The following is a 17,450-nucleotide window of genomic DNA, read 5'->3' as shown; positions in this document are numbered from 1 at the left end:
ACTACTGATCGCCGGGCCGCGCTGCCGTCATCGTTCGGGTAGCATCGACCGATTGCCCGCGCGGGCTCCCGCGCGCAGACAAAACAAGACTTCCGGAGACTGCCGCTCATGACTTCGCATGCCGACTCGCCCGCCGCCCATCACGCGGGCTCGCTGACCATTTTCCAGGGTGCCGCGCTGTATATCGGCGCGGTGCTCGGCACCGGCGTGATCGCGCTGCCTGCGCTGGCCGCCGAGGTTGCCGGCCCGGCATCGCTGCTCGCGTGGGCGGCGCTCGTCGTGCTGTCCGGGCCGCTCGCGGCCACCTTCGCCGCACTCGGCGCCCGCTATCCCGACGCGGGCGGCGTTTCGACCTACGCGCGGCGCGCATTCGGGCCGAAAGCGGCGGCGATCGTCGGCTGGTGCTTCTATTTCGCGGTGCCGGCCGGCGCGCCGGCCGCCGCGATGTTCGGCGGCGCGTACGTCGCGGCCGTCACGGGCGGCGGGCACACGACGGTGATCGTCACGGCTGCCGCGCTGATCGCGACCGTGTCGGCCGCGAATGCATTCGGCGTCACCGTATCGGGCCGCATGCAGCTCGTGTTGTCGGCGCTGCTCGTCACGCTGCTGCTCGCCGCGGTGCTGGCGTCTGCGCCGCATGCGCGCACTGCGAACCTGCAGCCATTCGCACCGCACGGCTGGCTCGCGGTCGGCCAGGCCGCCGCGCTGCTCGTGTGGAGCTTCGCGGGCTGGGAAGCGATCACGCATCTCGCGGCCGAATTCCGCCGGCCCGCGCACGACATGCCGCGCTCGGCCGGCATCGCGGTCGTGGTCGTCGGGTTCCTGTATCTGTCGGTCGCCGCCGCGAGCGTGACGGTGCTCGGGCCATCCGCGGGCGCATCGGGCGCGCCGCTCGCCGAACTGATCGCGGGCGGCATCGGCGGTCATGCGCAGGTGCTCGCGGCTGCGGCCGCGCTGCTGCTCACGCTCGGCACGATGAATGCGTATTTCGCGGGCGCGGCCAAGCTCGGCGCGGCGCTCGGGCGTGACGGCGCATTGCCCGCGTGGCTCGCGCAAGGCAGCCAGGTCGGCGGCGTCCCGCGCCGCAGCCTCGGCGTGATCGCGGTGCTCGCGGCCGTCGCGCTGGCCGCGACGACGATCTCGGGCGTCGGACCGAAACCGCTCGTGCTCGTGACGTCCGGGTGTTTCGTGATGGTGTATGGGCTCGGGGCGGCCGCCGCGCTGAAGTTGCTGCCGCGCGGCGGCATCGCTTACCGCTGCGCGTGGATATCGCTGGTTGCGGTTGCCGGGCTGTTCCTGACGACCGGCTGGTACATCCTGTGCCCGCTGCTGCTCGCGGGCGGCGCACTGCTTTATCTGCAGGTGACCGGGCCGCGCCAATGACCCGCCGTGCATGCGCGGGCTGACGCCCGCCCGCACGCGGCGACGCGCCGGCAAATCGCCGGCCTGATCGTTGGCCGGATTGCCGCGCGCATCGCGCCGGTCAGGCCGCCACCAGCTCGAAGCTGAGCCGTTTGCCGAGCGCGGCGGCCGCGCTCGCGAGCGTCGCCAGCGTGAGGCTCGTGTCGGTTTCGTCGAGCAGCCGGTTGAGCGCGGCACGGCTGGTTTTCATCCGCGCGGCCATCGCGGTTTTCGTAATGTGCTGCGCCTTCATTTCCTGCCCGATCTGCCACGCGATCACGCGCTTGATCGCGGTGGCGGTGGCCGCTTCGAGATTGCCGTCCTCTTCGAGGAAGGTATCGAAGTCGCTGCCGATATGCGGGTTGTTCGTGGTCGTCATGTCGTACTCCAATGCATGGCGTTGCCGGCTGCCTGACCGTCGGAGACGGCGGGTTCCGGCGCAACCGGGAATTCAGATGGCGTGCGTCAGCGCCTTCAGGCGCGCGACGGTGACGTCGAGCTCGTCCGACGGCGTGGCCCGCGATTGCTTGAAGAAGCCGTGCAGCAGGACCATCGTGTCGCCGACGACCGTGAACAGCACGCGGGCGCTCCGCCCTGGCAGCATCACGCGGATCTCCCACAGATCCTTCGCCATCTTCCGGACCAGCGGCATGCCGAGCGGCCAGCCGAGTTGAACGGTCTTGATCTCTTCGCCGATCGCCCTTCGCTCCACTTGCCCGAGCGCCTTGAGCCATTCGCGCACCGGCTCGTTGCCTCGGCCCGTGCGAAAGAACCGCACGCCGAGCGTGACCTGGATCTGCTGTCTCGCCATCGTCTTGCCACCAATCGTACCAAAAACGATACGATATGCCAAGCACGACGAGGACGGCTACTGGCCGGATGGCCAATCCGGAAGCGGCGAAAGGGATTGAGCCGGGCTTGCTGCGCGGCCCGAACGATCAGCGATCGCCGCGTGCCGGCTTGCGCGCGGCGCGTGGCGGCCGATGCGGGCGCTTGTCGCCGAACCGCGACCGGGCGATGTCGCGCACGGCATCGATCAGCGTCCGTGCGACCGGCGTCGGCTGCGCATCGGTGCGCAGAATGAGCCCGACCGGTTCGTCGGTACCCGCGGACGGCAACGGCAGGCGCGCCAGCGCACCGGCCGACAGATCGTATTCGGCCGCATAGAGCGGCACGAACCACACCGCGTCGTTCTCGAGCGCGAGCGCGCGCGCGACCGATACCGACAGCACCTCGATGAACGAATCCAGCGGCGGCGCGCCGCATGCGCCGAGCAGTTGCTCGGCCGACTGCCGGATCAGCGTGCCGTACGGCGGCAGCACGACCGGATAGCGCGCGAGCTCGGTGGCCGGCGCCGCGCTCGACAGCAGCGGATGCCCTGCACGCACGACCGCGACGAGCGGCTCGTTGTACAACTGCTCGAACGCGAGCCCGATCATTCGCTCCGGCTCCGACAGTCGCCCGATTGCGCATTCGATCGCACCGGACTTCAGGCGCTCCAGCAGATCGGCGTTCGCGGCCGTCGCGATCCGCACGACGATGCGCGGCCAGCGCTCGGCCAGCGCCTTCATCAACGCGGGCGCGAGCGATGCCGCCACGGTCGGCAGCATGCCGATTTCCAGCGTCGCGGCGGCGGCCCCGCCCTCGCGCGCAAGCAGCCCGACGCCCTGCCGCAGCGCCAGCACGCACGCGTTTGCATGCGGCATGAACAACTGCGCTTCGCGGGTCGGCTGCGAGCCCTGCCGGCCACGCTCGAACAGCTTCACGCCGAGGATCGCCTCCAGTTCCGCGATCGTCTTCGACACGGCCGGCTGCGTGATCGACAGGCTTTCGGCCGCCTTCTGCACGCCGCCCAACTGCGCGACCGCAAGAAAACACTGCAGGTGCCGGAACTTGACGCGGCCGTCGGCGATACGGTTATTCATAACGAGTGGTTATGCGAATGGCGATGAATTGCCATTTTGCATAACTTTCCGGATAAGCCCAAGCATTCGGTGAAACGTCACGCGTCACGCCGCAGCGCGTGGAAACCGGTCGGCTCCCAGATCCGCTTCGCGATCAGCAGGCCCGTACCGTGCTTCTGCCCGAGCGGCGCGGACGACGACTCCGCATGCAGCGCGGCCGCCTTGCTGCGCAGCCGGCGCAATTCCAGCTCGAGTTCCGCAGCGGCCGCCTCCGTCAGCATCCCTTGCGAAAACGTCATCGTCTCGCCCGCGCCATCGAAGCGGCTGTCGAGGAAATCGCCAAGCGCGTGCGCATGGAAATAACGGCGGATCGGTCCGCCCGGCAGCCAGTCGAAATCGCGCGCGACACGCACGCGAATCCGGTCGCCCGGCAACAGCGCGACGACGTTCATCCGGTCGAGCATCAACAGGTATTTCACGCACTCGGCCTTCGTCAGGCGATAGGCCGACACGATGTCCTGCACGGTCCAGTAGTTGATCGCGCAGACGGCGACGAGCAGCAGCTTCTCGTCCGACACGAGCAGCGCCTCCTGCTGCTCGGTCAGCACGTGCAGCCTCGGCGCCGACGCCGATGCCTCCTGCACGAGCTCGGCCAGCGTATAGCCAAGCAACTGCGCGATCTCCGCCACGCGCTCCAGCGTGAAGCGGCCGCTCGCGAACAGCCGCTTCACGCTCGTCTCGGAGACGTCGAGCGCACGCGCGACGTCGCGGTAGGTCATTCCCTGCGCCTTCAACTGGCGCTTCAGCGTTTCGATGAGTTGGGCGGTTTCGGTCATTTTGGTATCGAAAAATGATGCTTCAGGTCGGATATTAGGCTACCTGCGCGTACAGATGAACACTTTTGGATACTTGTCTGCATAATCCGCTCCGTCCTGTCACTCAACGACGGAGCCGAAATGGCCACTCGCACCGAAACCGCCGCCTACGAACCGCAGCACACCGCACCGCGCGATGCACGCGACACGGATCGCACGATGCCGCTCGCCACCGCCCGCACGCTGGCCGCCAGCGCGCATGTCGGCGATCTCGTGTTCATCCGCGTGCCGGCCGGCTCGCGGCGCGACGCGGCCGGCACGACGGGTGCATGGGCCAACCGCTTCGGCATCGTCGTCGATACGTCGGGCGACGAACCCGTGATCGCCGAGCCCGCGTTTGCGTGGACGAGGCTCACGCCCCTGTCGCGCTTCGTCGCCCATACCGACGGCGGACGCATCGCACTGGCGCGCCGCATCGCTGCACCGACCGCCGACGAACAGCGCCGTTTGCATGCAACGGCCGAACAGCGGATCGACGCGTTGCTCGGCAACCGCTTCAACCTGCGGGTGCGGCGCGGGTTCTGCACGCAATACGTGAGCGACGTGATCGGTGCCGACCAGGCGGCGACGCCGGCCGCGCTGCTGCGCAGCGGCACGCTGTCGCTCGAATTCGACGGGATCGTGTTCGATCCCGGCTGCAAATGACAACGGGCAGGCTCAGGGAGGCCGGATAACAACAAGAACAAAAGACAAAAAATAGCGACGGGCTGGCTGGAGGGCCGTGCACGGGGTCGTCACCGACGACGCGAAGCCCGATCGCTTTCATCCGCCGGACAGGCATCCTGTCCGGCGGATTTTTCATTGGCGCCGAGAACATAACTAACCGTTATGCGTCTAGAGAAAAAAGGTCATTTTGCATAACTTTCCGGATTGGCTAAAGTCCTGCCATCCACTTCGCGAAATACCTATCAGGAGACGCCCGATGGATTCCCCCACGATCCTCACGCCGCGCGACTGGCCGTCGCATCCGGCCTATGTCCACCCCGAGTACCGCTCGTCCGTGAAACGCGGCCCGACCCGCCCGCTGATCCCCCTGAAGGACAAGCTGCGCGACCAGTACGCGCCCGTCTACGGCGCCGAAGATCTCGGCGCGCTCGACCACGACCTGACGAAGAACGCCGTGAAGAACGGCGAGCCGCTGGGCGAGCGCATGGTCGTCACGGGCCGCGTGCTCGACGAAGGTGGCAAGCCCGTGCGCAATACGCTCGTCGAGGTGTGGCAGGCGAACGCGGCCGGCCGCTACGTGCACAAGGTCGACCAGCACGACGCGCCGCTCGACCCGAACTTCCTCGGCGCAGGCCGCTGCCTGACCGACAACGAAGGCCGCTACCGCTTCCTGACGATCAAGCCCGGTGCGTATCCGTGGGGCAACCATCCGAACGCGTGGCGCCCGAATCACATCCACTTCTCGCTGTTCGGCGATTACTTCGGCTCGCGTCTCGTCACGCAGATGTACTTCCCCGGCGACCCGCTGCTCGCGTACGACCCGATCTTCCAGGGCACGCCCGAGGCCGCGCGCGATCGCCTGATCTCGCGCTTCTCGATGGACATCACCGAAGAAGGCTATGCGCTCGGCTACGAATTCGACATCGTGCTGCGCGGCCGCGACGCTACCCCGATGGAGCGCTGAACCATGACGACGCTGAAGCAAACCCCTTCGCAGACGGTCGGCCCGTACTTCGCATACGGCCTGTGCCCGCAGCAATACGACTACGACCTGAAAAGCCTGTTCTCGCCGACGATCGCCGCGACGCACGCCGACGGCGAGCACGTGCTGCTGGTCGGGCAGGTGTTCGACGGCGACGGCAATGTCGTCGGCGATGCGGTGCTCGAATTCACGCAGGTGGACGGCGCCGGCCGCTACCCGGCGTCACGCGACGACATCGCGAAATCCGGCTTCACCGGTTTCGCGCGGGTCGGCACGGGCACCGACGCGCAGCACCGCTTCGTCGTCGAGACGGTGAAGCCGGGCCGCATCGCCGCCGACGAAGCGCCGCACGTCAACGTGACCGTGATGATGCGCGGGATCCTCACCCACGCGTTCACGCGCGTGTACTTCGACGACGAAGCCGCGGCGAACGCAGCCGACCCCGTGCTGAACGCGGTGCCGGCCGAGCGCCGCGCGACGCTCGTCGCGAAACGCGACGCGCAGCCGGGCCGCCCGGTCGTCTACCGCTTCGACATCCGCATGCAGGGGCCGGACGAAACGGTGTTCTTCGACGTGTGACGCATGCACCGGCGCAGGCCGGTTCGGATGCCGACGCACCGCCGCGTGACGCGATACCGACAGGGATCGCGCCACGCGGCGTTTTTCGTGTGTCGTCGCAATCTTTCGATGCTGCGCCGCATCGCGCCGGAACACGGTTGCCGATGTCCATTGGTTGGGGCTTCTGCCCCCACATCGAACGCGCGATTGAAACGCATGCTGCGACAGCACATGAATCGTCGGACCAACACGATATCGTTTGCGCGTTATGCGGCGTATTCTTCGGTATCCACTGCGCGCCGACAGGATTGAATCGGAGCAGGCAACAATCCCGCAAGCAATGCGCGACACCGGCCCGCTGGCTGTGCGCGCATTTTTTCTGACCGAGTGCCTTTAAACGCGTCTGACCGAACCGGGCAGGCGCGTATTTTTTTGCGGCTGCGACCGGCGATCGGGCGTGGCGCGCGCCGCCGAATCCTCGCGCCTAGCGCCGAATCTCCAGATACCGGCTTGGCGTGTCGCCCAGAATGCGGCGAAACGCCGACGTGAACGCGCTCGCGCTCGCATACCCGAGATCGAGCGCGACGCGCGTCACCGGCTGCCCGTCGCTCAGGCGCGAAATCGCCGCGAGCATGCACACCTGCTGACGCCATGCGGCAAAACTCACGCCCGTCTGCGCGCGAAACTGCCGCGTAAACGTGCGCCGGCTCACGCCCGCGTCGGCGGCCACCCGGTCGAGATCGGCCGCGATCGACGGCGACGCGAACAGGTGCCGGCACACCTTCGCGAGCCGTGCGTCGGCCGGCAGCGGCGCATGCAGCGACAGGCGCGGCATCGTCGCGATTTCCGCGACCAGCAGCGCCATTAGCTTGCCCGCACGGCCGTCGATGTCGTACATGGCCGGCAGGTCGATCGCATCGTCGATCAGTTGCCGCAGCAGCGCGGACACGCCATATACGCCGCACTGCCCGGGCAGGCCCGCTTCCTGCGCGGCGTCGCCGGACACGAACGTGTTGAGCATCGTGACCGGCCCGGTCATCGTCATTTCGTGCCGCACGCCGGCCGGCACCCAGCACGCACGCTGCGGCGGCACCAGCCAGCGGCCGTGCGGCGTCGACACGCTGATCGTGCCGCGCGACGCGAACGCGAATTGCCCGCGCCCGTGCGCGTGTTCCGGAAACGTCGTGCCCGCCGCATAGTCGTTGGCGGTCACGACCACGCTCCGCGGAATATGTTCGTAGGGATCTAACAGCGTATTTCTCACGGCCCGAATTCCATCATCAATGACCCGATATCGAAGGCGGGTCTCCTTCGATCCATCTACGATCCGCTCCACGCTTGCGCGACCTGACGGCCGCAAGACCCGTCGGCCATTCGATGGACGGCATGGCGATCGAGAAAATCGCCGCCGTCGCGCCCGAACGGGTACGCGCGCTGATGCCGATCGCACCCGTGCCGTGCGGCGGCCTGCCGTTCGACGTCGAGCGGCGTGCGCTATTCGAGCGCGCCGCCGACGTGCCGCGCAACGCAGGCCACTATCCGATGAATGAGACGCCGCTCGCGCTGGTCGCTGCGATGGAAGCGTTCCTGCTCGCCGCGGCACCGCACTCCGTCGCCGGCGACTGACACGCCGCATGCAAGCGGCATCGTTGCGGCGCGCATCACCGCAGCATGAACGACATCGCCGACAGGCTGTTCAGCGTGCGCACCACATGCTCGACCGACGGCCCGTCGAAGCGCAGCGTCACCGCATCGACGCGCTCGAGCGATGGCAGCACGCAAAACAGGTCGGCAAGCGCGGCCGTCTGCACGCGCAGCGTGCAAGCGGCCGGCGCGGGCTGGTGGGCGCCCGCGCGCAAGCCTGTCGACAGCGCCTGCGCAACCGTCTCGCGCGCGGCGTTTGCAATTCGGGCGCACGATGCGGCAGGCGTGAGCGTGTCGCCGCTCGATGCACCGCCGGCCGTCTTGACGGTCTCGAAACGCGCGCCCGGAAACAGCGGCTGCGTTTCCTCGGCGAACACGTCGTCGCCGGTTGCCAGTGCGACGTGCGCGCCATATTCGCGCGCCAGCGCGCCGTACAGCCCGGCTTCACCGAGTTCGACGCCGTTCAGCCAGACCTGCGTGAACGCGAAGCTGTTGATCGTGTGCGCGAGCACGCCGCGCGTCTGTGATTTCGCGTGATAGCCGATCATGAACACGAGGTCGGGCTGCTGTTCGAGGCCCGCCATCATCCCGAGCGTGCGCGGCTTGCCGAGCACGACGCGCGTGCGCGCATCGAGCCCGTCGGGCAGCAGGTTGCGATAGCCGCCATGCGAATCGTTGATCCAGACGGCCTGCGCGCCGCCCGCGAACGCGCCTTCGATCGCCGCGTTTGCCTCGGCGGTCATCCAGCGGCGCGCGCGCTCGTATTCCGGATTGCCGGCGCGCGTCTGTTCGGTCGCAAATACACCGGCGACACCCTCGATGTCGGTCGAGATCAGGATCTTCATGACTGGGTAGAACGTCCTTCGTTGTCTTCGTTGAACAGGTGATCGAGATCGGGCACCGCGTCGCGCAGCGCTTGCCGCACGTGGCCGTCGCGCCCGGCGACCGTCACGGCCTGCAGCAATGCATCGGCGATCGCGTGCTCGACGCTTTCGGCCGCGGCCATGAACAGCGGATCGAGCGCCGCATCGGCCACGAGGGCCGGCAGCGCGATGGTCGACGCGTCGTGCGCGATCGTGTACGCGGTCGAGAATGCGAGCGCGATGTCGCCGCTGCCGTGCCCGTAGACGGAGCCCGTGCGGGCCAGCCCCGCGCCCGCACGGCGCGCGAGCCGCGACAGTTGCCGCGCATCGAGCGGCGCATCGGTCGCGAGCACCAGGATGATCGAGCCCTGCTCGGGCGGCGCCGCGTGCGCGGCCCCGGCCGCCCGCCGTTGCGCGACGATGCGCCCGAGCGGCACGCCGCCGAGCGTCAGCATCGGCAGCCGGCCGAAATTCGCGAGCACGAGCGCGGCGACCGTATAAGGCCGGCCGGCCGCGACGGCGACGCGCGACGCCGAACCGATTCCGCCCTTCAGGTCGAAACACGACATCCCGCGCCCGGCGCCCACCGCGCCGCGTGCGACGTCGCGCGACGCCGCGCGGCATGCGTCGTCGTAATGCGCGGCCGTCACCGCGAATGCCTGGATGTCGTTCAGATAACCGTCGTTGCACTCGAACACGAGCGGGTTGACGGTCGACCAGTCGCGGCCGATCTGCGGATTCGCGGCGATCGCCGCGCGGATCTGCGCCTGTGCGACCGCGCCGACGCCGAACGTGTTGGTCAGTGCGATCGGCGTATCGAGCGTGCCGAGCTCGTCGACCTGCACGAGCCCGACGCTCTTGCCGAAGCCGTTGATCACGGCCGCGCCGGCCGGCACCTTGCTGCGGTACACATCGCCCGGATGCGGTTTCACGACGGTCACGCCGGTCTGCACGTTGCCGGCATCGAGCGTGCAATGGCCGACCGTCACGCCCGGCACGTCGGCGATCGTGCCGCGCGGCCCGGCCGGCAGCGTCGCCGTCCACATCGGTACAACGCGCATCAGCGGCGCTCCAGCTTCGGGTCGAGCGCGTCGCGCAGCCCGTCGCCGAGCAGGTTGAACGCGAGCACGGTCAGGAAGATCGCGAGGCTCGGGAAGACCGCGATGTGCGGCGCCGTCACCATGTCGGCACGCGCCTCGTTGAGCATCGCGCCCCACTCCGGCGTCGGCGGCTGTGCGCCGAGCCCGAGGAACGACAGGCTCGCGGCCGTGATGATCGACGTGCCGATCCGCATCGTGAAGTAGACGACGACCGACGACACGGTGCCCGGCAGGATGTGCCGCATGATGATCGTCCAGTCCGACGCGCCAATGCTGCGCGCGGCCTCGACGTAGGTCATGTGCTTGAGCATCAGCGTGTTGCCGCGCACGAGCCGCGCGAACGCCGGGATGCTGAAGATCGCGACCGCGCAGATCACGTTGATCATCCCGTTGCCGAGGATCGCGACCACGCCGATCGCGAGCAGGATGCCCGGGAACGCGAACAGCACGTCGGCGATGCGCATCGTGATGCGATCCCACCAGCCTTCGTAGTAGCCGGCGAGCAGCCCGAAGATCGTGCCGATCAGCGCGCCGAGCGCGACCGAGAAGAAGCCGGCCGCGAGCGAGATGCGCGTGCCGGTGACGATCCGGCTGAAGATGTCGCGGCCGAGCGAATCGACTCCGAACCAGTGCACGGCCGACGGGCCCGCGTTCAGCGCGTCGTAGTCGAAATAGTTCTCCGGATCGAACGGCACGATGTGCGGGCCGACGAATGCCAGCACGACGAGCGCCAGCACGAAGCCGCCCGCGACGAGCGCCACCGTCTGCTTGCGGAACTTGCGCCAGAATTCGCGCCACGGCGTGCGGATCGCGGTCGATGCGGCCGGCGCCGCGGGCTGGACAGTCGCGTTCATGAACGCCTCACTTGAACCGGATGGTCGGGTTGATGACCGCGTACAGCACGTCGACGGTCAGGTTGATCAGGATGAATTCGAGCGAGAACAGCAGCACGATCGCCTGGATCACCGGGTAGTCGCGCATCGTCACCGCGTCGACGAGCAGGCGCCCGAGCCCCGGCCAGTTGAACACGGCCTCGACGACGATCGAGCCGCCGAGCAGGAAGCCGAACTGCAGCCCCATCATCGTGACGACCGGGATCATCGCGTTGCGCAGGCAATGCTTGAGCACGACCATCGGCTCGTGCACGCCCTTCGCGCGCGCGGTGCGCACGAAATCCTCGTTCAGCACCTCGACGAACGACGCGCGCGTGAAGCGCGCCATCACGGCCGCGACCGCCGCGCCGAGCGTCAGCGACGGCAGCACGTAGCTCTTCCACGTGCCGTCCGGCACGACCGGCAGCCAGCCGAGCTTCACCGAGAAGATTTCCATCAGCAGCATGCCGAGCGCGAACGCGGGAAACGAGATGCCCGACACCGCGATCGTCATCCCGATGCGGTCGGGCCAGCGATTGCGCCACACCGCCGACGCAATTCCGATCGCCATCCCGAACAGCGTCGCCCACACCATGCTGACGAGCGTCAGCATCAGCGTCGGCATGAAGCGCTCGCCGATCTCGGTCGATACTGGCCGCTTGCTGCGCGTCGACATGCCGAAATCGCCGTGCGCGATCTTCACGAAGAAGTTCGCGAACTGGGTCGGCATCGGCTTGTCGAGGCCGAGGTCGGCGCGCACGAGCGCAACCGTCGTTTCGTCGGCTTCGGGGCCGGCCGCGAGCCGCGCCGGGTCGCCCGGCAGCAGGTGCACGAACAGGAACACGAGCACCGCGACGATCGCGAGCGTGGGCAACAGGCCGAACAGGCGTTTGACGAGGAAATTCAGCATGGGGCACCGATCGGGTCAACGCGCCGGCGGACTGCGCCGCCGGCACCGCGTGGCGGGTGAACCGCCGTCATTTCAGCGAGATTTCGTCGAAGTTGAACGAGCCGTCCGGCATCACGTACATGCCCTGCAGGCGCTTGCTGCGTGCGTAGACGATCTTCTCCTGCACGAGGAAGATCCACGGTGCGTCGGCCCAGATCTGCTTCTGCGCATCGCCGTAGAGGGTGGCCTTCTTCGCGCGATCGGTCGTGGCGAGCGCCTGCGCGAGGTCGTCGTCGACCAGGCCGTTCTTGTAGTACGCCGTGTTGTACAGCTTCGGCGGCGCCGAGTCGGAAGCCAGCAGCGGCGACAGTGCCCAGTTCGCCTCGCCGGTCGACGCCGACCAGCCGCTGTAGTACATCCGCACCGGCGCCGTCGCCGGATCCTGCGCACTCTCCACCCGGGAGACCCGCTCGCCGGCCTCGAGCGCCTGCACCTGCACCTTCACGCCGACCTGCGCGAGCTGCTGCTGGACGAACTGGATCAGCTTCTGCGCCGTCGTGTGATTGTAGGCAGACCACAGCGTCGATTCGAAGCCGTTCGGATAACCGGCTTCCTTCAGCAACGCGCGTGCCTTCGCCGGGTCATACGGCCAGGGCCCGAGTTTCGTCGCGTATTCGACGCCCATCGGCGCAACCCCCGTCTGCGGTGTCGCGTAGCCGGCGAACACGACCTTCGCGAGCGCATCCTTGTTGACCGCGTAGTTCAGCGCTTCGCGCACCTTCGGGTTGTCGAACGGCTTTTGCCGCGTATTCAGCGAAATGTAGCGTTGAATGATCGACGGCGCCTCGATCAGGTCCACCTTCGGATTGCTCTTCAGATCGTTCGCCTGCTCGAATGGAATCGTGAATGCGAAATCGGCCTCGCCGGTCTTGATCAGCGCGGCGCGCGTGTTGTTGTCGACCACCGGCTTCCAGTCGATCGCGTCGATCTTCGGATAGCCCTTCTTCCAGTAACCGGCGAATTTCTTCACCTTCATGTCGTCGGTCTGCTTCCATTCGACGAACTCGAACGGGCCGGTGCCCACCGGATGCAGCGACACGTCGCGCCCCCACTTCTTCAGCGCGGCCGGCGAAATCATTACCGCGGACGGGTGCGCGAGCGTGTTGACGAACGCCGAGAACGGCTCGCGCAACGTGAACCGCACGGTGGTCGGATCGACCACTTCGGTCTTCTCGATCACCCGGAACAGGCCGTATCGCTTCAGCTTGTTCGCCGGATCGGTCACGCGATCGAAATTCGCCTTCACCGCGGCGGCATTGAAGTCGGTGCCGTCGTGGAATTTCACGCCCTGGCGCAGTTTGACCGTGTACACCTTCGCGTCCGGCGACGCCGTATAGCTGGTCGCGAGCACGTTGACGAGCTTCATGTTCCGGTCGAAACCGAACAGGCCCTCGTAGAACGACTTGACGACAGCCTGCGACACCGTATCGTTCGCGTCGTACGGGTCCATCGTCGTAAACGTCGAGTACACGGCGACCACGACATTCTGCTGCGCGAACGCCGGCACCGCAGCCGACAACGCAAGCGCGCCGGCACCCGCAGCGAGCAGCGCGCGCGGACGGAACATCGGGAACGAATACGGCTTGTTCATCTTGTTGGGCTCCTGTGGATGATTCGGTAACGCATGGTTGAAATCGCGGCGTGACTGCCCCCGCTCGGGAAAAAGACGCCGTTGCCTTGCTCGTGCGCAGCTGCGGTCCATATGCACCCTCCCGCGCGTTCAGTACGCGCCGCCGACGCGATGCGTCGCGACGTAGTGATCGGGGCCGACCGCGACGAGCGGCGCAACCACCGGCTCGTCGCCGGCCGCGCGGATCGGGCTCGGGATCTCGTCTGCCGCGAGCTGGCGCGGCGCATGCCGGCGCGCGGGGTCGGCCACGGGCACCGCGCTCATCAGCTTCTTCGTGTACGGATGCTGCGGCGCTTCGAACACCGCGCGGCGCGGGCCGATCTCGACGATCTGGCCGAGATACATCACCGCGACGCGATGGCTGATGCGCTCGACGACGGCCATGTCGTGCGAGATGAACAGGTACGCGACGCCGAGCTCGCGCTGCAGGTCGAGCATCAGGTTGACGATCTGCGCCTGCACCGACACGTCGAGCGCCGACACCGATTCGTCGGCGATCACGACCTTCGGGTTCAGCGCGAGCGCACGCGCGATCGCGATCCGCTGGCGCTGGCCGCCCGAGAATTCGTGCGGATAGCGGCGCGCGGCCTCGGGCGGCAGGCCAACCTTGTCGAGCAGCCAGTCGACCCGCGCCTGCGCTTCGCGGCCGCTCGCGACGCCGTGCACGAGCAGCGGCTCCATGATCGAGAAGCCGACGGTCAGGCGCGGGTTCAGGGACGCGAACGGATCCTGGAAGATGAACTGGATGTTCCGGCGTAGCGCCTGCAGGTCGTGGCCCTTCAGCGCGCTGATGTCGCGGCCGTCGAATTCGATCGAGCCGCTCTGCGATTCGACGAGGCGCAGCAGCGAGCGGCCGGTGGTCGACTTGCCGCAGCCCGACTCGCCGACCAGCGCGAGCGTCTCGCCTGCGCGGAGCTCGAAGCTCACGCGCTCGACCGCATGCACGTACTGCGACACGCGGCCGAACACGCCGCTCTTCACCGGAAAACGCGTGATGAGATCGCGTACGCGCAGGATCGGCGGCGCGGCGTGATCGACGGGAGGCTGCACGTCGTCGTTCGCCGCAGGCGCCGGCGCCGGTGCCGCAGCGCTTGCGCCGTCCACCTTCAGCAGCGGGAATTTCTCGGGCGAGTCGGTGCCCTGCATCGAACCGAGCCGCGGCACGGCCGCGAGCAGCGCACGCGTGTAGCGATGCGCGGGCGCCGCGAAGATGCGGTCCGACTCGCCCTCCTCGACCTTCTCGCCGCGATACATCACGAGCACGCGGTCGGCCACTTCGGCCACCACGCCCATGTCGTGCGTGATGAAGATCACGCCCATGTTCATCTCGTCCTGCAGCCCGCGAACCAGTTGCAGGATCTGCGCCTGGATCGTCACGTCGAGCGCGGTCGTCGGCTCGTCGGCGATCAGCAGCGCGGGCCGGCACGACAGTGCCATCGCGATCATCACGCGCTGCCGCATCCCGCCCGACAACTGGTGCGGATAGCGCACGAACACGCGGCGCGCTTCCGGGATGCGCACGAGATCGAGCAGCCGCAGCGCCTCGGCACGCGCTTCCGACGCGCTCTTCGACTGATGCAGTGCAATCGCCTCGCTGATCTGGTCGCCGACCGTAAACACCGGGTTCAGCGACGTCATCGGCTCCTGGAAGATCATCGCGATGTCCGAGCCGCGGATGCCGCGCATCGTCGCGGCGCTCGCCTGCGCCAGATCGACCAGCGCGCCGCCGCGGCGCCGGAACGCGATCCGGCCGCCCGTGATCGCGCCGCCGCCGTGCTCGACGAGCCGCATCAGCGCGAGCGACGTGACCGACTTGCCGGAACCCGATTCGCCGACGATCGCGAGCGTCTCGCCGCGATCGACGTGAAACGATACGTGGCGCACCGCGTCGAACGTCGCGCCTTCGCGGCGGAACGTGACCGACAGGTCGTCGACGGCGACGACGCGCTGCTCGGGCAGCGCCAGGCCGGACGGGTTACGGCTCGAAGTCATGCGGTTCTCCTCGTGCGATCCGGAATCAGGCTGCGTCGTCGCGATAGATGCCGACGACAGGCGCTTCGCCCACACGCGCGTAGCCGCGGTACATCCCTTCGGTGTTGAACGGCATCGCGACGTTGCCGTGCGCGTCGACCGCGATGATCCCGCCGCGGCCCGCCAGCCGAGACAGCTTGTTCGCCACGACGTCGTGTGCGGCGTCGGCCAGCGACGCGCCGCGATACGCGATCTGCGCGGCAACGTCATGCGCGGTCGCGAGCCGGATGAACATCTCGCCGGTGCCCGTCGACGATACCGCGCAGGTCGCGTCGTCCGCGTAGCAACCGGCGCCGATGATCGGCGAATCGCCGACACGCCCCGGCTGCTTGTTCGTGATGCCGCCCGTCGACGTCGCCGCCGCGATGTGGCCGTGCAGGTCGCACGCGACCGCGCCGACCGTGCCGTGCTTGCGATCCGGATCGAGCGGCTCGGCCGGCTGCGACTGCGACTGCGATGCGCCGAACGCGAACGTCGCCGCATCGTGATCGAGCATCATGCCGGCCGCCGCGCGCGCCTTGAGCCACTGCGCATGACGCGCTTCGGTGTCGAAGTAGCCGGGTTCCGCGAGTTCGAGCCCCTGCGCGGCCGCGAACGCATCCGCTCCCGCGCCGGCAAACAGAACGTGTTCGCTTGCCTCCATCACGCGCCGCGCGGCAAGCACGGGATTGCGCACGCGCGTCGCGCAGCAGATCGCGCCGGCATCGAGCGTCGCGCCATCCATGATCGCCGCGTCGAGTTCGTGCTTGCCTTCGGCCGTGTACACCGCGCCGCGTCCTGCGTTGAACAGCGGGCAGTCCTCGAGCATCCGCACCGCGACGGTGACGGCATCGAGCGCGCTGCCGCCGTCGGCCAGCACCTGCTGCGCGGCCTGCAGGATCGCGGTCAGTTCGGCACGATACCGACGTTCTGTGTCGGTATCCATCGCATCGCGCAGGATCGTGCCTGCGCCACCGTGAATCGCGACGATCGCGGAAGAAGTCATGATTTTTTCGAACGGGGGGAAGAAGGGTTGACGGCCTGCAGCGCCGCTTGCGGCTGCACGAGCCACGGCAGCAGGAATTCGGTCATCTCGGCGGCGGATTTCGCGGACCGGTGCGTGCGCAGCGCGACCGCATCGATCAGCGCCTCGATCATCGTGAGCACGGCCGCCTCCGACGTGGCCGCGAAGCGTCGTTCGGCCCTGACGTACAGGTTCAGCGACGCGATCGGCGCAAGCGGCGATTCCGGACCGTCGGAGATGCCGAGCACGCGCGCGCCGCGCGCCGCCGCGCGACGGGCCAGCTCGATCGTATCCTTCACGTAGCGCGGAAACGCGAGCGCAATCACGAGATCACGCGAGTCGGCCGTATACAGCCGCCGCGCCGCATGCGACGGGCCGCCGAGCAACGCGAGCGACTGCACGCTGTCGTGACACACGGACAGCCCGTGCTCCATCAGCCCGGCGAGAAACGCGCTCGACCCCGCACCGAGGATCAGCACGCGCCGCGCGCCGACGATCGCCTCGACCGCGGCCTCGACATCGGCCGCGTCCAGTTGCGCGCGCGTGTTCTCGATGTTCGCGACGGCCTGGTCGAACACCGCGTCGATCCATGCGGCACCGCGTACGCCGGGCTCCTGCTCCTGCGCCGAGCGCAGCCGCTCGACCGGCCCGAGCGTCGCCTCGAAGCCGCGCACGAGCGCCGCGCGCATCGCCGGATAGCCGTCGAAGCCGAGCGCCTTCGCGAAACGGTTTGCGGTCGCGATCGACGCATTCACGGCCTGCGCGAGTTCATCGATCCGCATCGTCGCCGCGCGAAACGGATTCGCGAGCACGAATTCGCCCATGCGCCGGTGGATCGGCGTCATCAACGGCATCGCCGACGCGATCCGCTCGGCAATCGCGGGTTCGTCGAGACTGGCGTCGTGCGGAACGAGAGGCGTCATGCGAATGGTCGTTGCAAGGTGGATGAAAATCAATTTACACAATCCGCAT

The 17,450-nt window shown here is 68.0% G+C and carries 17 protein-coding genes and 1 pseudogene; 5 read left to right on the top strand and 13 right to left on the bottom strand.

What is annotated here, in order from left to right:
- Positions 1–108 precede the first annotated feature (108 nt).
- Positions 109–1,383: an APC family permease gene (locus LXM88_RS36890; protein WP_262544382.1), complete on the top strand. Its 1,275-nt coding sequence runs from the start codon at positions 109–111 to the stop codon at positions 1,381–1,383.
- Positions 1,384–1,483: 100 nt separating this feature from the next.
- Here LXM88_RS36890 and LXM88_RS36885 read toward each other — a convergent pair whose 3' ends face one another.
- From LXM88_RS36885 to LXM88_RS36870, 4 genes are all read right to left on the bottom strand, one after another.
- Complete coding sequence (locus tag LXM88_RS36885; protein ID WP_262544381.1) at positions 1,484–1,780, bottom strand: helix-turn-helix domain-containing protein; 297 nt, start codon at positions 1,778–1,780, stop codon at positions 1,484–1,486.
- Positions 1,781–1,852: 72 nt separating this feature from the next.
- Positions 1,853–2,212: a type II toxin-antitoxin system RelE/ParE family toxin gene (locus tag LXM88_RS36880; RefSeq protein WP_262544380.1), complete on the bottom strand. Its 360-nt coding sequence runs from the start codon at positions 2,210–2,212 to the stop codon at positions 1,853–1,855.
- A gap of 127 nt (positions 2,213–2,339) precedes the next feature.
- Complete coding sequence (gene pcaQ, locus LXM88_RS36875; RefSeq protein ID WP_262544379.1) at positions 2,340–3,326, bottom strand: pca operon transcription factor PcaQ; 987 nt, start codon at positions 3,324–3,326, stop codon at positions 2,340–2,342.
- A gap of 77 nt (positions 3,327–3,403) precedes the next feature.
- Complete coding sequence (locus LXM88_RS36870; protein ID WP_262544378.1) at positions 3,404–4,141, bottom strand: helix-turn-helix domain-containing protein; 738 nt, start codon at positions 4,139–4,141, stop codon at positions 3,404–3,406.
- A 120-nt stretch (positions 4,142–4,261) separates the two neighbouring features.
- Between LXM88_RS36870 and LXM88_RS36865 the strand changes: the two genes are divergently transcribed.
- From LXM88_RS36865 to pcaG, 3 genes are all read left to right on the top strand, one after another.
- The gene (locus tag LXM88_RS36865) at positions 4,262–4,825 is read left to right on the top strand and encodes a YiiX/YebB-like N1pC/P60 family cysteine hydrolase (RefSeq protein WP_262544377.1); all 564 of its coding nucleotides are present in this window, start codon (positions 4,262–4,264) and stop codon (positions 4,823–4,825) included.
- Between the two features lie 277 nt (positions 4,826–5,102).
- Positions 5,103–5,810, top strand: coding sequence for a protocatechuate 3,4-dioxygenase subunit beta (pcaH, locus tag LXM88_RS36860; protein ID WP_072436602.1), 708 nt, complete (start codon positions 5,103–5,105; stop codon positions 5,808–5,810).
- Between the two features lie 3 nt (positions 5,811–5,813).
- Complete coding sequence (pcaG, locus tag LXM88_RS36855) at positions 5,814–6,407, top strand: protocatechuate 3,4-dioxygenase subunit alpha (RefSeq protein ID WP_262544376.1); 594 nt, start codon at positions 5,814–5,816, stop codon at positions 6,405–6,407.
- A 463-nt stretch (positions 6,408–6,870) separates the two neighbouring features.
- Here pcaG and LXM88_RS36850 read toward each other — a convergent pair whose 3' ends face one another.
- Positions 6,871–7,650: an AraC family transcriptional regulator gene (locus LXM88_RS36850; protein WP_262544374.1), complete on the bottom strand. Its 780-nt coding sequence runs from the start codon at positions 7,648–7,650 to the stop codon at positions 6,871–6,873.
- Between the two features lie 101 nt (positions 7,651–7,751).
- Here LXM88_RS36850 and LXM88_RS36845 point away from each other — a divergent pair.
- Positions 7,752–8,012, top strand: a pseudogene (locus LXM88_RS36845) (alpha/beta fold hydrolase); the annotation flags it as partial.
- Positions 8,013–8,047: 35 nt separating this feature from the next.
- Here the strand turns inward: LXM88_RS36845 and LXM88_RS36840 are convergent.
- The 8 genes from LXM88_RS36840 to LXM88_RS36805 form a co-directional block, all read right to left on the bottom strand.
- Positions 8,048–8,875, bottom strand: a complete 828-nt coding sequence (locus LXM88_RS36840; protein WP_262544373.1) for a M55 family metallopeptidase — start codon at positions 8,873–8,875, stop codon at positions 8,048–8,050.
- The gene (locus tag LXM88_RS36835; protein ID WP_262544372.1) at positions 8,872–9,954 is read right to left on the bottom strand and encodes a DmpA family aminopeptidase; all 1,083 of its coding nucleotides are present in this window, start codon (positions 9,952–9,954) and stop codon (positions 8,872–8,874) included. The genes LXM88_RS36840 and LXM88_RS36835 overlap by 4 nt, the downstream gene beginning before the upstream one ends.
- Positions 9,954–10,847 carry a glutathione ABC transporter permease GsiD gene (gsiD, locus tag LXM88_RS36830; RefSeq protein ID WP_262544371.1) on the bottom strand — a complete coding sequence of 298 codons (894 nt, stop codon included), beginning with the start codon at positions 10,845–10,847 and terminating at the stop codon, positions 9,954–9,956. The genes LXM88_RS36835 and gsiD overlap by 1 nt, the downstream gene beginning before the upstream one ends.
- A 7-nt stretch (positions 10,848–10,854) precedes the next feature.
- Entirely contained in the window at positions 10,855–11,775 is a 921-nt protein-coding gene (gene gsiC / locus LXM88_RS36825; RefSeq protein WP_262544370.1) for a glutathione ABC transporter permease GsiC, read from the bottom strand.
- 67 nt (positions 11,776–11,842) lie between these two features.
- Positions 11,843–13,405: a glutathione ABC transporter substrate-binding protein GsiB gene (gene gsiB / locus LXM88_RS36820; RefSeq protein WP_262544369.1), complete on the bottom strand. Its 1,563-nt coding sequence runs from the start codon at positions 13,403–13,405 to the stop codon at positions 11,843–11,845.
- A gap of 129 nt (positions 13,406–13,534) precedes the next feature.
- The gene (locus LXM88_RS36815; protein WP_262544368.1) at positions 13,535–15,436 is read right to left on the bottom strand and encodes a dipeptide ABC transporter ATP-binding protein; all 1,902 of its coding nucleotides are present in this window, start codon (positions 15,434–15,436) and stop codon (positions 13,535–13,537) included.
- Between the two features lie 25 nt (positions 15,437–15,461).
- Positions 15,462–16,460 (bottom strand): isoaspartyl peptidase/L-asparaginase family protein, encoded by a 999-nt coding sequence (locus tag LXM88_RS36810; RefSeq protein ID WP_262544367.1) that lies wholly within the window; start codon positions 16,458–16,460, stop codon positions 15,462–15,464.
- Positions 16,457–17,401, bottom strand: a complete 945-nt coding sequence (locus tag LXM88_RS36805) for a MurR/RpiR family transcriptional regulator (RefSeq protein ID WP_262544366.1) — start codon at positions 17,399–17,401, stop codon at positions 16,457–16,459. Before LXM88_RS36805 ends, LXM88_RS36810 begins: the two co-directional genes overlap by 4 nt.
- Between the last annotated feature and the right edge of the window lie 49 nt (positions 17,402–17,450).

It is taken from the genome of Burkholderia sp. S-53, from assembly GCF_025560745.1.
GTDB lineage: Bacteria > Pseudomonadota > Gammaproteobacteria > Burkholderiales > Burkholderiaceae > Burkholderia > Burkholderia pyrrocinia.
This window is presented reverse-complemented; position numbering and strand designations above follow the sequence as displayed.

What these genes read in the sequence shown, in the direction of transcription:
- LXM88_RS36890 (WP_262544382.1), top strand. Translation starts at nt 109, where the DNA reads ATGACTTCGCATGCCGACTCGCCCGCCGCCCATCACGCGGGCTCGCTG.
- LXM88_RS36885 (WP_262544381.1), bottom strand. Translation starts at nt 1,780, where the DNA reads ATGACGACCACGAACAACCCGCATATCGGCAGCGACTTCGATACCTTC.
- LXM88_RS36880 (WP_262544380.1), bottom strand. Translation starts at nt 2,212, where the DNA reads ATGGCGAGACAGCAGATCCAGGTCACGCTCGGCGTGCGGTTCTTTCGC.
- pcaQ (WP_262544379.1), bottom strand. Translation starts at nt 3,326, where the DNA reads ATGAATAACCGTATCGCCGACGGCCGCGTCAAGTTCCGGCACCTGCAG.
- LXM88_RS36870 (WP_262544378.1), bottom strand. Translation starts at nt 4,141, where the DNA reads ATGACCGAAACCGCCCAACTCATCGAAACGCTGAAGCGCCAGTTGAAG.
- LXM88_RS36865 (WP_262544377.1), top strand. Translation starts at nt 4,262, where the DNA reads ATGGCCACTCGCACCGAAACCGCCGCCTACGAACCGCAGCACACCGCA.
- pcaH (WP_072436602.1), top strand. Translation starts at nt 5,103, where the DNA reads ATGGATTCCCCCACGATCCTCACGCCGCGCGACTGGCCGTCGCATCCG.
- pcaG (WP_262544376.1), top strand. Translation starts at nt 5,814, where the DNA reads ATGACGACGCTGAAGCAAACCCCTTCGCAGACGGTCGGCCCGTACTTC.
- LXM88_RS36840 (WP_262544373.1), bottom strand. Translation starts at nt 8,875, where the DNA reads ATGAAGATCCTGATCTCGACCGACATCGAGGGTGTCGCCGGTGTATTT.
- LXM88_RS36835 (WP_262544372.1), bottom strand. Translation starts at nt 9,954, where the DNA reads ATGCGCGTTGTACCGATGTGGACGGCGACGCTGCCGGCCGGGCCGCGC.
- gsiD (WP_262544371.1), bottom strand. Translation starts at nt 10,847, where the DNA reads ATGAACGCGACTGTCCAGCCCGCGGCGCCGGCCGCATCGACCGCGATC.
- gsiC (WP_262544370.1), bottom strand. Translation starts at nt 11,775, where the DNA reads ATGCTGAATTTCCTCGTCAAACGCCTGTTCGGCCTGTTGCCCACGCTC.
- gsiB (WP_262544369.1), bottom strand. Translation starts at nt 13,405, where the DNA reads ATGAACAAGCCGTATTCGTTCCCGATGTTCCGTCCGCGCGCGCTGCTC.
- LXM88_RS36815 (WP_262544368.1), bottom strand. Translation starts at nt 15,436, where the DNA reads ATGACTTCGAGCCGTAACCCGTCCGGCCTGGCGCTGCCCGAGCAGCGC.
- LXM88_RS36810 (WP_262544367.1), bottom strand. Translation starts at nt 16,460, where the DNA reads ATGACTTCTTCCGCGATCGTCGCGATTCACGGTGGCGCAGGCACGATC.
- LXM88_RS36805 (WP_262544366.1), bottom strand. Translation starts at nt 17,401, where the DNA reads ATGACGCCTCTCGTTCCGCACGACGCCAGTCTCGACGAACCCGCGATT.